13 protein-coding genes are annotated in these 13,910 nt (G+C 69.3%); 4 read left to right on the top strand and 9 right to left on the bottom strand.

The genetic code is table 11. The features are described 5' to 3' along the window. Positions 1–17: 17 nt before the first annotated feature. On the bottom strand, positions 18–1,052 hold the full coding sequence (locus ACE3QC_RS02010) for a 2-oxoacid:ferredoxin oxidoreductase subunit beta (protein WP_374405429.1): 1,035 nt from the start codon (positions 1,050–1,052) through the stop codon (positions 18–20). Continuing rightward, the gene (locus ACE3QC_RS02005) at positions 1,049–2,983 is read right to left on the bottom strand and encodes a 2-oxoacid:acceptor oxidoreductase subunit alpha (RefSeq protein WP_374405428.1); all 1,935 of its coding nucleotides are present in this window, start codon (positions 2,981–2,983) and stop codon (positions 1,049–1,051) included. The genes ACE3QC_RS02010 and ACE3QC_RS02005 overlap by 4 nt, the downstream gene beginning before the upstream one ends. A 170-nt stretch (positions 2,984–3,153) precedes the next feature. Between ACE3QC_RS02005 and ACE3QC_RS02000 the strand changes: the two genes are divergently transcribed. Further along, a complete protein-coding gene (locus ACE3QC_RS02000) occupies positions 3,154–4,119 on the top strand; it encodes an alpha/beta hydrolase (RefSeq protein WP_374405427.1) in 966 nt (321 codons plus the stop codon). Between the two features lie 4 nt (positions 4,120–4,123). Then, positions 4,124–4,597 (top strand): RNA pyrophosphohydrolase, encoded by a 474-nt coding sequence (locus ACE3QC_RS01995; protein ID WP_374405426.1) that lies wholly within the window; start codon positions 4,124–4,126, stop codon positions 4,595–4,597. A 13-nt stretch (positions 4,598–4,610) separates the two neighbouring features. On the opposite strand, the gene ACE3QC_RS01990 is transcribed toward ACE3QC_RS01995, so the two are convergent. From ACE3QC_RS01990 to ACE3QC_RS01970, 5 genes are all read right to left on the bottom strand, one after another. Next, entirely contained in the window at positions 4,611–5,117 is a 507-nt protein-coding gene (locus ACE3QC_RS01990) for a tetratricopeptide repeat protein (protein WP_374405425.1), read from the bottom strand. Positions 5,118–5,175: 58 nt separating this feature from the next. Continuing rightward, positions 5,176–6,357 carry an RsmB/NOP family class I SAM-dependent RNA methyltransferase gene (locus ACE3QC_RS01985; RefSeq protein WP_374405424.1) on the bottom strand — a complete coding sequence of 394 codons (1,182 nt, stop codon included), beginning with the start codon at positions 6,355–6,357 and terminating at the stop codon, positions 5,176–5,178. 37 nt (positions 6,358–6,394) lie between these two features. After that, positions 6,395–7,849 (bottom strand): IMP dehydrogenase, encoded by a 1,455-nt coding sequence (guaB, locus tag ACE3QC_RS01980; RefSeq protein ID WP_374406619.1) that lies wholly within the window; start codon positions 7,847–7,849, stop codon positions 6,395–6,397. 88 nt (positions 7,850–7,937) lie between these two features. Further along, positions 7,938–9,428, bottom strand: coding sequence for a M28 family peptidase (locus ACE3QC_RS01975; protein ID WP_374405423.1), 1,491 nt, complete (start codon positions 9,426–9,428; stop codon positions 7,938–7,940). A gap of 10 nt (positions 9,429–9,438) precedes the next feature. Then, positions 9,439–10,194, bottom strand: a complete 756-nt coding sequence (locus ACE3QC_RS01970) for a 3-hydroxybutyrate dehydrogenase (RefSeq protein WP_374405422.1) — start codon at positions 10,192–10,194, stop codon at positions 9,439–9,441. Positions 10,195–10,307: 113 nt separating this feature from the next. Here ACE3QC_RS01970 and ACE3QC_RS01965 point away from each other — a divergent pair, with 113 nt between their 5' ends. Further along, positions 10,308–11,174: a neutral zinc metallopeptidase gene (locus ACE3QC_RS01965; RefSeq protein ID WP_374405421.1), complete on the top strand. Its 867-nt coding sequence runs from the start codon at positions 10,308–10,310 to the stop codon at positions 11,172–11,174. Continuing rightward, the gene (locus ACE3QC_RS01960; protein ID WP_374405420.1) at positions 11,152–11,829 is read left to right on the top strand and encodes a hypothetical protein; all 678 of its coding nucleotides are present in this window, start codon (positions 11,152–11,154) and stop codon (positions 11,827–11,829) included. Before ACE3QC_RS01965 ends, ACE3QC_RS01960 begins: the two co-directional genes overlap by 23 nt. A 10-nt stretch (positions 11,830–11,839) precedes the next feature. Here ACE3QC_RS01960 and ACE3QC_RS01955 read toward each other — a convergent pair whose 3' ends face one another. Together ACE3QC_RS01955 and ACE3QC_RS01950 are read right to left on the bottom strand one after the other, a co-directional pair. After that, a complete protein-coding gene (locus ACE3QC_RS01955) occupies positions 11,840–13,471 on the bottom strand; it encodes a M56 family metallopeptidase (protein ID WP_374405419.1) in 1,632 nt (543 codons plus the stop codon). Continuing rightward, the gene (locus tag ACE3QC_RS01950; protein ID WP_374405418.1) at positions 13,468–13,860 is read right to left on the bottom strand and encodes a BlaI/MecI/CopY family transcriptional regulator; all 393 of its coding nucleotides are present in this window, start codon (positions 13,858–13,860) and stop codon (positions 13,468–13,470) included. The genes ACE3QC_RS01955 and ACE3QC_RS01950 overlap by 4 nt, the downstream gene beginning before the upstream one ends. Positions 13,861–13,910: the final 50 nt, after the last annotated feature.

The raw sequence follows: 13,910 nt of genomic DNA, 5'->3' as shown, positions 1-13,910 counted from the left end.
TTGCGCGAAAACAAACCTCAAGCCGGATGGCCCGCAGTCTCGTCCACCGTCCAGGTCTGCCCCTTGCCGAGCAGTTTCGCCAGGTCCGTATCGCGGCCCTCGCTGGCGCGGGTGCGTTCTTCGATTACGGCGGTTTCGAAGGTCGGGCGCGGGTCGTCGTAGAGGACGCCCAATGCCATCGGGAACGGGCCGAACGGCATTTCGACCAGCATGTGCGCGATCGAGCGGTTGGCCGCGTCGTGCACGATCACGCCCGCCGCTTCCCAGTCGCCATCGGCGACATCGACCACTTTCAGCTCCAGCGCCTCGCGGTCGAGCGCGATGCCCTTCTCGCCGCCCGCAAACAGCATCGGCTCGCCGTGTTCGAGCCAGAGCTGCTGGCCCTCGGCCCCTTTTGGCGCGGCGAAATCGTCGAACACGTCCTTGTTGTAGACGATGCAGTTCTGGAAGATCTCGATGAACGCGGCGCCCTGATGCGCGTGCGCCGCCTTGAGCACCTCGGGCAGTTTCTTCGACACGTCGAACCCGCGCGCCACGAACCGCGCCCCCGCGCCGAGCGCGAAGGCGGCCGGGCGCGCCGGGTGGTCGTAGCTGCCGAGCGGGGTCGAGGGCGACTTGGTGCCCTCGCGGCTGGTCGGCGAATACTGGCCCTTGGTGAGACCGTAGATCTCGTTGTTGAACAGCATGATCTGCATGTTCACGTTGCGTCGAAGAACGTGCATCAAGTGATTGCCGCCGATGGACAAGCCGTCGCCGTCGCCGGTTACCAGCCAGATGTCGAGATCCGGGTTTGCGAGCTTCACCCCCGTCGCCACCGCCGGCGCGCGGCCGTGGATCGTGTGGAAGCCGTAGCTTTCTATGTAGTACGGGAAACGGCTCGAGCAGCCGATGCCGCTGATGAACACCGTGTTCGCTGGATCGGCGCCAAGCTGCGGCAGCGTGCGCTGCACGGCCTTGAGGATCGCGTAGTCGCCGCACCCGGGGCACCAGCGGACCTCCTGGTCGGTTTCCCAGTCCTTGAGCGTGGTTTCGATTGTCACGGGAGCGTTCATTTCTCGACTCCCACGGGATTGGGAAGTTGCTGTGTGTTCGGCTCCACCTCGCCGCCCTCGTTGCCGGGGATGCCGTCGAAGTACTTGCCGATCGCCTCTTCCAGTTCTGCGATCTGGAACGGCTGGCCGCTGGTCTTGGTCAGCGGCTCGGCGTCGACCAGGTACTGGTCGCGCAGCACGGTCTTGAACTGGCCGGTGTTCATTTCGGGCACCAGCACCTTGTCGAAGCCTTTGAGCAGCGCGCCGAGGTTGGCGGGCAGCGGCCAGATGTGGCGCACGTGGATATGGCTGACGTCCTGCCCCTTGGCCCGCGCGCGGCCGACCGCCTGATGGATCGGGCCGTAGGTGCTGCCCCAGCCGACCACCGCCAGCCTGCCGCTCGTCTCGCCCCGGCACACGTCCTGATCGGGCACGGTGACGCCCAGCACCTTGTCGCGCCGCGCATCGGTCATCGCCTGGTGGTTGCCGGGCGAATAGTCGATGTGGCCCGTATCGATCGCCTTCTCGATCCCGCCGATTCGGTGCATCAGGCCGGGCGTGCCGGGCTTGATCCACGGCCGCGCGCCCTTGCCGTCGCGCTTGTAGGGGAGCAGTTCCTCCTCCGCGTTCTTCTCCTCGAGGAAGCGCACGGGGAATTTCTCGTAAGCCGCCGGATCGGGCACCTTCCACGGTTCGGCGGCATTGGCGATGTAGCCGTCGGTCAGCAGCATCACCGGGGTCATGTATTCGACCGCGATGCGGCAGGCCTCGATCGCGCAGTCGAACGCGTCGCCGGGGCTGCGCGCGGCGATCACCGGCATCGGCGCGTCGCCGTTGCGGCCGTAGACCGCCTGATAGAGGTCGCTCTGCTCGGTCTTGGTCGGCAGCCCGGTGGAGGGCCCGCCGCGCTGCGAGTTGACGATCACCAGCGGCAGTTCGGTCATGATCGCGAGGCCCATCGCCTCGCCCTTCAGCGCGATGCCGGGGCCGCTGGAGGATGTAACGCCGAGGCTGCCAGCGTAGCTCGCGCCGATCGCGGCGCAGACGGCGGCGATCTCGTCTTCCGCCTGGAAGGTGGTGACGCCGAATTCCTTGAGCCGCGCGAGGTGGTGCAGGATCGCGGAAGCGGGCGTGATCGGATAGCCGCCGAAGAACATCGGCAGATCGGCAAGCTGCGCACCCGCCACCAGCCCGAGCGAGACCGCCTCGGCCCCGGTGATCGTGCGATAGAGGCCCGGCGCGCTCGGCACCGGATCGACGTGGAGCTGCCTGAGCGGCCCCGACAGCTCCGCCGTCTCGCCATAGGCATGGCCTGCATCGAGCGCGGCGATGTTCGCGTCGGCGATGTCGGGCTTGTTCTTGAACTTGGCGCGCAGCCAGTCGTGCAGCGGCTCGCGCGGGCGATCGAACATCCACAGCGCGAGGCCGAGCGTCCACATGTTCTTGCAGCGCAGCGCGTCCTTGTTGCCGAGCCCGAAGGGCTTGACCGCTTCGATCGTCAGCGCGCTGATGTCGAACGCGAGCAGGTCGTATTTCGCCAGGCTCCCGTCTTCCAGCGGGTTCGCCTCGTACTTCGCCTTGTCGAGATTGCGCTTGGAGAATTCGCCGCTGTCGGCGATGACGAGGCCGCCGGGCTTCAAGGCCGCGAGGTTCACCTTCAGCGCCGCCGGGTTCATCGCCACCAGCACATCCGGCGCGTCGCCCGCGGTGTTGATCTGGCGGCTGCCGAAGTTGATCTGGAACGCCGAGACGCCGAACAGCGTGCCCTGCGGCGCGCGGATTTCGGCGGGGAAATCGGGAAACGTGGCGAGATCGTTGCCCGCCAGCGCGGTGGAGAGCGTGAACTGCCCGCCCGTCAACTGCATCCCGTCGCCGGAATCCCCGGCGAAGCGGACGACGACGGCTTCTGGGCTGTCCGCTTCGCGCGGCTGCTGGGCGGCTTGCGTAGCCATCGGATATCCTTTTCGCGCGCCTTTGCGGCGCTGTGTGCCTTGGGGCCGGGACCTATGCACCCCAACCCTCTCCCGCAATGAAGTTTTTCTCCCCGGGAAGCAAAATGTCGAGTGGAAAAGCGCCGGGCCAGCGTTAGGACTCACGAAAAGCAACCGTTCGGGAGATGACGATGGCCGACACCAAGCATTACGTGCGCGACGACGTGCGCGGATTTCTCGACATGCTCGAACAGCTCGGCCGCCCGGGGGTGGAGGCGCAGCCCGTCGCCGAAGGGCGCGAAGCCATGCGCATGCTCGGCACGCTGGCGGAGGCGCCGCCGCGCGATCTGGCGGTGATCCGCGACCTCGCCTGCCCCGGCCCGGCGGGCGACATACCGCTGCGACTGTACGACAGCCGGGAAACCCGCGAGCCGGGCCCGTGCGTCGTGTTCTTCCACGGCGGCGGGTTCGTGATCGGCGATCTGGGCGTCTATCACGCGTTCTGCACCGAGCTGTCGCACCAGCTCGACCTGCCGGTAGTGTCGGTCGACTACCGGCTGGCGCCCGAACATCGCTTCCCCGCCGCGCCCGACGATTGCGAGGCCGCGGCGCGCTGGATCGCGACCGGGCCGGCCGAACTGGGGCGCGAAGTCACCGGCCTCGTCCTCAGCGGCGACAGCGCGGGTGGCAACCTCACCATCGTCACCGCCAACCAACTCGGCGCGCAACCCGCCGCCGTGCCGGTGATCGTGCAGGCGCCGATCTACCCGGTCGCCGACGACATCCGCGAACATCGCAGCCTCAAGGACTTCTTCGAGGGCTTCTTCCTCACCGGCGCGGCGATGGCGTGGTTCACCGAGCAATACGGCGGCGATCCCGCCGATCCGCGCCACACCCCGATGGCCGCGGGCGATCTGGCAGGCACCCCGCCCACCGTGCTGTGCACCGCCGGGCTCGATCCGCTGCGCGATTCCGGGCGCAATTACGCGGCTCACCTGATCGGTCTCGGGGTGGACGTGACCTACTTCGAGTTCGCGGGCAACATCCACGGCTTCATCACCTTGCGCAAGGCGATCCCGAGCGGGCAAAAGGATATCGATTCGTTCATTGCCGCGATCCGGCTGATGCTGGACCGCCGTGCGAGCCGGGGCACGTAGAAACATGGAAGAGCTTGGTTATCGCCCCTGCGTGGGCGTGATGCTGGTCAACGCCGAGGGCAAGGTCTTCGTCGGGCGCCGGATCGACAACAAGGAAGGCGACTGGTGGCAGATGCCGCAGGGCGGCGTCGACGAGGGCGAGGACCTGCGCGACGCGGCACTGCGCGAACTGCACGAGGAAACCGGCGTTCAGGCGGAGCATGTCACGCTGCTCAAGCGGATGGACGATGCGATCCGCTACGATCTTCCCGAGGACCTGATCGGCAAATTGTGGGGCGGCAGATATCGCGGGCAGGAACAGGTCTGGTTCCTCGCGCGCTTCGGCGGCGGCGATGCCGACATCGACCTGGAGGCGCACGATCCGCCCGAATTCTGCGACTGGAAATGGGTCGAGCCCGAGCAGCTTCCCGAACTGATCGTGCCATTCAAGAAGCGCGTCTATCGCACCGTGGTCGAGGCGTTTCGCGAGCTGGTGTGATGGGCGCGGGCGTTCAGTTCGCCTGCGTCACCTGCGCTTCGGGCAGCAGCGCCTCGGCGGTCAGCACCGGCTGGCGCGGGCCCGCCTCGATCGCCGCGGCGAGCTGGCGCGTTTCCGCGCACCCGGCGCCGCACATGCTGGTGAGCTTGGAGAGATTGGCCCGAGCCTTCTCCAGCGCGCCTTTCTCGACCAGCGCGGCGCCTTCGCCCGAGATCGCCGCGAGATTGCCCGGATCGCGCACCAGCGCCTCGCGGTAATAGTGGATCGCCTTGCCCTGCATACCCTCGGCGCGCGAGGCCTGCGCGAGATCGAGGAATATCGCGGTATAGCCGGGATCGATCGCCAGCGCGGCCTCGAACGCGTCGATCGCCCGCTGCGGCTGGTCGGCTTCGAGCGCCGCGCGCCCTTCGGTCACCAGCATCGCGGCGCGCGGATCGGCGTCGCGTTCGGCGCCCTGCCCCACGCTCGCGGTGATCGCGACGATCAGCGACAGGGCGGCGGCGGCGGGGGCAAAACGCATGATAAACTCCTGAACGGCCGGGGCCTTTGCAGATGGGTCCTCTGCCATGCTTCGCCGGTTAACACGGCAAGCCTGCACGCGCGATGAAAAATCCATCGGTCGCGTCGTGGAACGGGGTCAGCCGCATGCCGTTCCCCCGCGCGACACCCAATGGCAGCGCGGACGGGTCGGCGCGCCAGGCCGGATGATCGGTGAGGAAGCGCGCGATCCGGTCGGCCCCTTCGGCATCGAGCAGCGAGCAGGTGACGTAGACCAGCCGCCCGCCCGGCCGCACCAGCCGCGCGGCGAGATCGAGCAGGCGATCCTGCGTGTCCGTCAGCCGGGCAAGTTCCTTCGGATCGAGCCGCCAGCGCGCCTCCGGATTGCGCCGCCAGGTGCCGGTGCCCGAACACGGCGCGTCGATCAGCACCGCGTCGGCCTTGCCCGCGAACGCGCCGAGCACATCCATTTCGCGGCCTGGATCGAGCAGCAGACTCTCGATCATGCCCGCCCCGGCGCGCGCGGCGCGGGGCCGCAGGTTCGACAGGCGCGCGCGGTCGGTGTCGCTGGCGATCAGCGTGCCGCGATTGTTCATCGCAGCGGCGAGCGCGAGCGTCTTGCCGCCCGCCCCAGCGCAGAGGTCGATCACCGTCTCGCCCGGCTGCGCGCCTACAGACATGCAGGCGAGTTGGCTGCCGTGGTCCTGTATCTCGACCAGCCCTTCGCGATACGCCGGCCACTGGTCGACCGAAGTGCCGGAGGGAAAGCGCAGCGCGTGCGGCGCGGCGAGCTGTTCGCCCGGCTCAGGCAGCGCCACGGTGTCGCGCGCGGCCTTGAGCGTGTTGACCCGCAGGTCGAGCGGCGCACGGCCCAGCAGCGCCTCGGCTTCATCACCCGCGATACCGGACTGCGCGAGCGCGGCTTCGAGCCATTCGGGCGCGAGGCCGCCCCCGGCCACGCTCTCGCACTCGGCGATCGGCGCGGGGCCGTGCTGCGATCCGTCGAACAGCGGCGCGATCGCCGAATCGTCGGCCGCAAGCCGCAGCATCGCCGCGCGTCCGCTGGCGGGCACCGGCCCGCAGGCGCGAATCGCGCGATAGACCAGCTCGCGCACCGCGCGCCGGTCCTTGCTCCCGGCGTAGCGCCGCTGGCGGAAGTATTCGGAGATCAGCCGGTCGGCCGGGGCGCCCTTGCCCCGCGCGGCCGCGATCACGGCATCGAGCAGTTCGATCGCCGCCTGAACACGTGCGGAGGGCGTCATGACGGCACCGATCCCCCACGAGATGAGCGCGACGCGCTCATCTCGTGGGATAGTTCGGTGCCTCGCGGGTGATCGCCACGTCGTGGACGTGGCTCTCGCTCAGGCCCGCGTTGGTGATCCGCACGAACTGCGCGCGGGTCCGCAAATCGTCGATCGTGGCGCTGCCAGTATAGCCCATCGCGGCCTTCACCCCGCCGACGAGCTGGTGGACGACATCCGCCGCCGGCCCCTTGAACGGCACCTGCCCTTCGATTCCTTCGGGCACCAGCTTCATCGCCGAAACGTCCTGCTGGAAATAGCGGTCGGCGCTGCCGCGCGCCATCGCGCCGACGCTGCCCATCCCGCGATAGGCCTTGTAGCTACGGCCCTGGTAGAGAAACGTCTCGCCCGGGCTTTCCGCGGTGCCTGCCAGCATCGACCCTACCATCACCGCCGAGGCACCCGCGGCCAGCGCCTTGGCCGCATCGCCGCTGGTGCGCAGGCCGCCGTCGGCGATCACCGGCACGCCGGACTTCGCGGCTTCTTCCGCGCAGTCCATGATCGCGGTGAGCTGCGGCACACCGACGCCCGCGACGATCCGCGTGGTGCAGATCGAGCCCGGCCCGATGCCCACCTTCACCGCGTCCGCCCCCGCGTCGATCAGCGCGCGCGTGGCTTCCGCCGTGGCGACGTTGCCCGCGATCACCTGCACCGAGTTCGACAGCGTCTTGGCCTTTTCGACCGCGCGGGCGACATCCTTGTTGTGCCCGTGCGCGGTGTCGATGATGACCACGTCGACCTCGGCCTCGACCAGTGCCTGCGTGCGCTCGAGGCCCTTGTCGCCCACGGTCGTCGCTGCCGCTACGCGCAGGCGCCCGGCGGCGTCCTTCGTGGCGTCGGGATAGGTCACCGCCTTCTCGATATCCTTCACTGTGATGAGGCCGATGCAGCGATAGTTGTCGTCGACCACCAGCAGCTTCTCGATCCGCCGCTGGTGCAGCAGGCGGCGCGCCTCGTCCTGCCCGGTGCCGAGTGGCACGGTAGCGAGATCGTCGGTCGTCATCAGTTCGCGCACCGGCTGACGGTCGTTCTCGGCAAAACGCACGTCGCGGTTGGTCAGGATGCCGACCAGCTTGGCGTCGCGGTCGGTCACGGGGATGCCGCTGATGCGATGCTGCGTCATCAGCGCCTGCGCCTCGCCCAGCGTCGCCTCGGGCGAGATCGTGATCGGGTTGACCACCATGCCGCTTTCGAACCGCTTGACCGCGCGCACCGCCGCGCACTGTTCCGCCACCGTCAGGTTGCGGTGGAGCACGCCGATCCCGCCCATCTGCGCCATGACGATCGCCATGTCCGCTTCCGTCACGGTGTCCATCGCGGCGGAGAGCACGGGGATGTTGAGCGCGATGTCGCGCGTCAGCCGCGTGCGCGTGTCCGCCATGGAGGGGAGGATGTCGCTTTCGGCCGGACGCAGGAGCACGTCGTCGAACGTGAGGCCGAGGGGGATGTCGATAGATGCCACGTAACTGTCTTCCGCCGGGAGAATCGTGGCGGCCCATGTAACCGCATGACCGGAAACCCGCTAGGGGGTGGCGGGCAATTTATCTCGCGCCGGCCGGATAGCTCGCAACGTTCGCGAAGTGGCGCACCAGCGCGACGTGGAGCAGCACGTCCTCCGCCGCGCCGCCCAGCTCCACACCGCCAGCGACGTCGCTGGGGCGGTGATAGCGATCGCGCATGAACGCCTCCAGCGCCTCGTGGTCGGCGAAGGCGCTCGATACCATCAACGTGGGCACGTCGTGCTGGAGCAACGCCCAGCCGTCCTGCCGGCGAACGTAGCGGTTGGCGTATTCCGGATCGCCCGGCTCGCGCCCCGCGGCGGCGATCACGCGCTCGACCTCGGCGTCGAGCGCGGTCATGCCGTTGCCGACCAGCGCCACCGGGCCGCCGCGCGGCGCGATCGCGCTGGTATCCACGTTGAATGCGGCGACAATGGCATCGAGCGGCAGCGGCGGATCCTGCGCGAAGGCGCGCGCGCCGAGCAGGCCCCATTCCTCCGCGGTGGTGGCGAGGAAGTAGACATCGCGGTCGAGCCGCGGCCCTCGTGTCAGACGGCGGGCGACCGCGCTCAGCACCGCGAGACCGCTCGCGTTGTCGACCGCGCCGTTGCAGATCGCCCGCGCCCCCTCGCCGCCCGCACAGCGGCCGAAATGGTCCCAGTGCGCGAGCAGCAGCACCGCGCCCGAGCCGGGCTTGCTGCCGGGAAGGCGGGCGATCAGATTATGCGTGCGGACTTCGCCGGGGAGCGAGGTCGCCTCCAGTTCGGCTTCGATATCGAGCGGGACGGGGCGGAAGCCTTCGCGATCCGCCGCCGCCCTCAGCTCCGCGGCCCGCCGCTCGCCCAGCAGCGCCTGCGCCCCTTCCGCCGAGATCAGGCCGTAGAGCGCGGCGCCGTCTTCCGCGCCCGCGAGCCGGTACGAGCCCTCGGCGCGGCGTTCGACCAGTTCGGCGAGATCGGCGGCGTCGGGCACGATCGCGAGCACCGCAGCGGCGCCCTTCTCGATCAGCGCCTCGCGCTGTTCGAGATGGCGCGGATGGTCCCAGGCCATGAGGGCGACCCGGCCCGCCAGCTCCGACCGGTCGAGGCTCTCACCCTGGCGCCCGACATAGAGTACCGGGCTGCGTTCGAGCAGCGCGCGGCGGCCCGAGGTATAGAGATGGACGCTTCCTTCGGGCACGGCGATCGTCCGCCGCCCGCGATGGAACGTCGCCGTGCTGCGGTCGGGCTGGTCGAGTTGCAGCGACACGGGGACGAACCACGGGTTGGCGGGATCGTTGGTGCCCGATTCGAGCCCGGCTTCCTGCCATTCCTGCGCGAGATGGCGCAGCGTCTTCGCTTCGCCCGCGGTGCCGGGGCGGCGGCCCTCGAAATCGTCGCTCGCGAGCACCGCGATATCGGCTTCGAGTTCGCGCTCGATCGCGTCGAGACTGTCGCCCGCCGGCGTCGAATCGATGCGCGCGGGCGCGCAGCCCGCGACGATCAGCGCAAGCAGGATCGCAATCCGGCGTCGTATCGGCGCCCCCGCCCCCATGGTATCTCCCCTATTCCGCGGTCCAGCCGCCGTCGATGCTCCAGTTGGCGCCGGTCACGTTACCCGCTTCCTCGCGGCACAGGAACACCGCGAGCGCGCCGATCTCCTCGGGCTGGACGAAGCGCTTGGTCGGCTGCTTGGCCAGCAGCACGTCGTTCATCACCTGCTCGCGCGTCAGGCTCCGCGCTTTCATGGTATCGGGGATCTGGTTTTCCACCAGCGGCGTCCACACGTAGCCGGGACTGATGCAGTTGGCGGTCACCCCGCTCTGCGCCAGTTCGAGCGCGAGCGTCTTGGTCAGGCCGTCCAGCCCGTGCTTCGCAGCGATATAGGCGCTCTTGAACGGCGAGGCCGTCTTCGAATGCGCGCTGGCGGTGTTGACGATCCGGCCCCACCCTTTCGCCTTCATGTGCGGCACCGCGCGGCGCGCGGTGTGGAACGCCGCCGAGAGATTTAGCGCGATGATCGCGTCCCATTTCTCGACCGGAAATTCCTCGACCGGCGCAACGTGCTGCATCCCGGCGTTGTTGACCAGCACGTCGATCGGGCCCGCCGCATCCATCAGCGCGTCGCAGCCTTCGGCGGTGGTCAGGTCCGCGCCGACATGGCGCGCGCCCAGTTCGTCGCACAGCTTCGCGATCGCGCTCTCCTCCCCGAAGCCGTTGAGCACGACCTCGGCCCCTTCGGCGGCCAGCGCGCGCGCGACCGCGAGCCCGATGCCCGAGGTCGATCCGGTGACGAGAGCGCGCTTGCCCGAGAGGAACATTTGTTACTCCTGCAGTTTTTGCCGTCGAAAGGCCTTGCGCGTTCCGCTTTCGCGAGCAAGGCTGCCACTGTCCAGAGCCTTTCGGTCAGCATACGGCACTGGGGAGGAAAATAATGCGGCTCAACCGTTTCGATCCCAGCAATATCCGCGTCCGGCAGGGCGGCGGGGGTGGTTTCCCCGGTGGCGGCGGAGGCAAGATCGGCTGCGGCTCGCTGGTGATCGTGATCGTCGCCGCGCTCGTGTTCGGGGTCGATCCCGGCCAGATGCTCGGCACGATCGACAGCGTCCAGCAGAGCGCGCCGGGCACGCAGCGGCAGCAGGGCGACATGTCGGAAACCGCGCTGTGCGAACAGAACGCCTATTCGCTGGAGGCGTGCAACGCGCTCGATTCGCTCAACCGCACCTGGCAGCCCGAATTCGCGCGCGCCGGCATCGCGTTCGAGGATCCCGAGCTGGAATTCTACACCGGCGGCACCGTTTCCGGCTGCGGCCAGGCTTCGAGCGCGGTCGGGCCGTTCTACTGCCCGAGCGACCGCGACATCTACATCGACACCAGCTTCTACGACACGCTCGCGCGCGAACTCGGCGCGGGCGGTGATTTCGCGCGGCACTACGTGATCGCGCACGAATACGGGCACCATATCCAGACGCTGACCGGGCTCGCCGCGCAAATCCGCAGCGCGCAGGCGCAGGCCCCGGGCGAGGCAAACGCGTTGCAGGTGCGGATGGAATTGCAGGCGGATTGCTACGCCGGGGTCTGGGCGGGCCGCAACCGCGACCTGATCGAGCCCGGCGACATGGAAGAAGGCTTGCGCGCGGCGGGCGCGATCGGCGACGATGCGCTACAGCAGCAGGCGGGCCAGCAGGTGAGCCCGGAAAACTTCACCCATGGATCGAGCGCGCAGCGAATCGAAGCGCTGCGGGCGGGCATGGAGAGCGGCGATGAAAGGGTCTGCGATGCATATTTCGACATGGGCTAGCGCGCTCGCGCTCGCCGCGACGGCAACCGCCGCTCCGCTCGCCGCGCGCGCGCAGGAAAGCGTGCGCGACCGCGATCCCGGCGTCATGGACGTGGCGAAGACGCCGCTGACCGATCTCAACCTGTCGCGCGACGCGATTCCCGAACTGCTGCTCGCCGCCGCCGCCGCGCCCTACGCCAGCGAGGGGCTCACCGGATGCGGCGAGATCGGCGGAGCGATCGCCGAACTCGACGTGGTGCTCGGCCCCGATCTCGACGTCGCCGAAGGGCACCGCGACGACATCTCGGTCGGCCGGATGGCCAAGAGCTGGGTCGGCTCGTTCATCCCCTTCCGCAGCATCGTGCGCGAAGTGACCGGCGCGGCCGACCACCAGCGCGATTTCGAGGCGGCGATCGTCGCCGGGCTGATCCGGCGCGGCTATCTCAAGGGTCTCGGCGCGCAGATGGGCTGTTCCTACCCGGCGCGCCCCGCTTTCGCGCGGATCGCCATGCCGTCGGCGGACCCGGTCGAATGGCGCGGCGACGGTCGGGGTCTGGCGCTTCGTCCGCCGCCGGCGCAACCCGCCCAGGCGGCGACGCCAACACCCGCGAAAGCAGACCAGCCGGTCGTATTCGTCTCGCACGAGGTCGTGCAGGGCGACGACGACGGGCGCTAGCCGCTGCCGCTCAGTCCTTTGCAGCCATCCCGGCGATCGACGAATCGAGCGAACGCAGCACGCGTGCGCGCATCTCGGGCGAAAGATCGGGATCGTGCGCCAGGTCGTTGCGTGCTTCGCGCAGCCCGGCCAGCGCCTCGGCGTTGATCTTCGCGGTGCAGATGCGGATGACCTGGCGGCCGTCCTCCGAGCTTTCGTGGACGATCTCGTCGCCGCGGCACCCTTCGATCACGCGCGGAACGTCGGGCACATCCGGCACGCGGGGCGGCTGCGGGACGCTGCGTAGCGCGAGGCGGACTTCGCGGTCGATCCGTTCGTCGAGATGCTCGAGCTCGGCCATCCGCGACGCGAGCTTGTCCATCGCGCGATCGTAGTGGGCGCGTTCCTCGGCGGTGAGTTCGGACAGATGCCGCACCGTCCGGCGCTTCTCCTCAACGATCGCATCGCGGTCGTGCGTATTGCTTTCCCGGCGGTTGACGATGATCCGGCGCTCGACGCCGTCGCCGGTTCGCTCGATCCGCTCGATCGCAACCGCCCCGGGCGCCTCGGGCGCGACCGGCGGCACGGGAGCAGACGGCGCGTCGGGCGCGGCCGGAGGCGGCGGTGCCGTCGGCGCAGCGGGCGCTTCGAGTGCGGCGGGCGGCAGCGGCGCCTGGGGCGCCTGGGGCGCAGCCACGCTCTCGGCGTAGGACACCGAGGCGGTCAACGGCAGCGCGAACAGCCCGGCGGCGAGGATCGCGCGTCCGGCCAGGCGGCGGCGCGGGGTGATGTCGGTCATCGTCAGGCTCCTCAGGCGATGGATGATGGACTTGTCGCCCAGCACCGGGCACGCCATGGGCGCTGCGAGCGCCAATTCGGGGGCCAGCTTCGGCCCGGCGGCGAAGCTCGCGATCACCCGGCCATATGCCGCGCGCGTGTCGCGGCCGATGCTCTCGACCACCCGCGCGTCGCACGCCGCCTCCTGGTCGCGGCGCATCGCCTGCCAACCGGCATAGGCGAGCGGGTTGAACCAGTGCAGCGCGAACAGCAGCTGCGCGGCGAAGTTCGCCAGCAGGTCGTGTCCGCGATGGTGGGCGAGTTCGTGCGCCAGCGCGAGATTGCGCGACGCGCGGTCGCGCTGCGCCATGAAGCCCGGCGGCAACGCCACGACCTTGTCGAGCACCCCGAAGGCGATCGGCGCGGTGGTCCCGGCGGTCTCGACCAGCCGCACGCGGCCCGCCTCGCCCACCGGCAGTGCGCTTTCGAGCAGCATGCGCCGGGTCCGGTGATAGCCGGAAAAGCGGATCCACAGGAACAGCGCCGCGCCCGTCAGCCACAGTGCAAGCAGCGCCGCCGCCCAGGGGAAGGTGGGCGACGCTGCTTCCACCGGGCCTGTCCCGTCCAGGGCGGCAGTTCGGTCGGCAATCAGGTAGACGATATCGGGCGTCGCCTCCGCGCTCCGCGCCACCGGCACGTCGGCGGCGGGAGACGGCGCCAGCCACGCCGGCAGCACGACCGGCGGCAACAGCAGACGCACGAACGGCAGCAGCCACAGCGCATAGGCCGCCTTGGGCCCGAAATGGCGCGCCACGGGGCGGCGCAGGACGAGGACCAGCGCGATCAGCGCCGCGGTCCAGACGAGCGTTTCGAGAAGCCAGCTCATTGCTTGAGCTCCTTCAGCAGCGCTTCGATTTCGGCGAGGTCGTCCTCGGTCAGCGCCTCTTCCTGCGCCAGATGCGCGAACAGCGGCGCGGCGCGGCCGCCGAACAGCCGATCGACCAGCCGCCGCGACTCGCCGCCGAGATAGTCATCGCGGGCGAGCAGCGGGGTATAGAGGAAACGGCGCCCATCGGGCTCGGTCTCGACCGCCTGCTTCGACACGAGCCGTGCGAGCAGGGTCTTGACCGTCGGCAGGCTCCAGTCCCGCTCCTCGCACACCGCGTCGCATACTTCGGCGGCGGTCAGCGGGCTCTGCGCCCACAACGCCTCCATCACGGCATGTTCGGCCTCGCTGATGCGATCGGGCCGCTCGTCTTCGGATTTCGCCACCAAACCCTCCCCGATTTGCGCCTACGTCTGTAGCCATATCGACTACGCCTGTA

The sequence above is a fragment of the Pelagerythrobacter sp. genome, assembly GCF_041912895.1.
GTDB lineage: Bacteria > Pseudomonadota > Alphaproteobacteria > Sphingomonadales > Sphingomonadaceae > Pelagerythrobacter.
The sequence above is the reverse complement of the archived record's forward strand: the minus strand, read 5'-3'. Positions and strand labels throughout refer to the sequence as shown.

Excerpts from the sequence above, each read along its gene's own strand:
- ACE3QC_RS02010 (WP_374405429.1), bottom strand. The coding sequence starts at position 1,052 with ATGAACGCTCCCGTGACAATCGAAACCACGCTCAAGGACTGGGAAACC.
- ACE3QC_RS02005 (WP_374405428.1), bottom strand. The coding sequence starts at position 2,983 with ATGGCTACGCAAGCCGCCCAGCAGCCGCGCGAAGCGGACAGCCCAGAA.
- ACE3QC_RS02000 (WP_374405427.1), top strand. The coding sequence starts at position 3,154 with ATGGCCGACACCAAGCATTACGTGCGCGACGACGTGCGCGGATTTCTC.
- ACE3QC_RS01995 (WP_374405426.1), top strand. The coding sequence starts at position 4,124 with ATGGAAGAGCTTGGTTATCGCCCCTGCGTGGGCGTGATGCTGGTCAAC.
- ACE3QC_RS01990 (WP_374405425.1), bottom strand. The coding sequence starts at position 5,117 with ATGCGTTTTGCCCCCGCCGCCGCCGCCCTGTCGCTGATCGTCGCGATC.
- ACE3QC_RS01985 (WP_374405424.1), bottom strand. The coding sequence starts at position 6,357 with ATGACGCCCTCCGCACGTGTTCAGGCGGCGATCGAACTGCTCGATGCC.
- ACE3QC_RS01975 (WP_374405423.1), bottom strand. The coding sequence starts at position 9,428 with ATGGGGGCGGGGGCGCCGATACGACGCCGGATTGCGATCCTGCTTGCG.
- ACE3QC_RS01970 (WP_374405422.1), bottom strand. The coding sequence starts at position 10,194 with ATGTTCCTCTCGGGCAAGCGCGCTCTCGTCACCGGATCGACCTCGGGC.
- ACE3QC_RS01965 (WP_374405421.1), top strand. The coding sequence starts at position 10,308 with ATGCGGCTCAACCGTTTCGATCCCAGCAATATCCGCGTCCGGCAGGGC.
- ACE3QC_RS01960 (WP_374405420.1), top strand. The coding sequence starts at position 11,152 with ATGCATATTTCGACATGGGCTAGCGCGCTCGCGCTCGCCGCGACGGCA.
- ACE3QC_RS01955 (WP_374405419.1), bottom strand. The coding sequence starts at position 13,471 with ATGAGCTGGCTTCTCGAAACGCTCGTCTGGACCGCGGCGCTGATCGCG.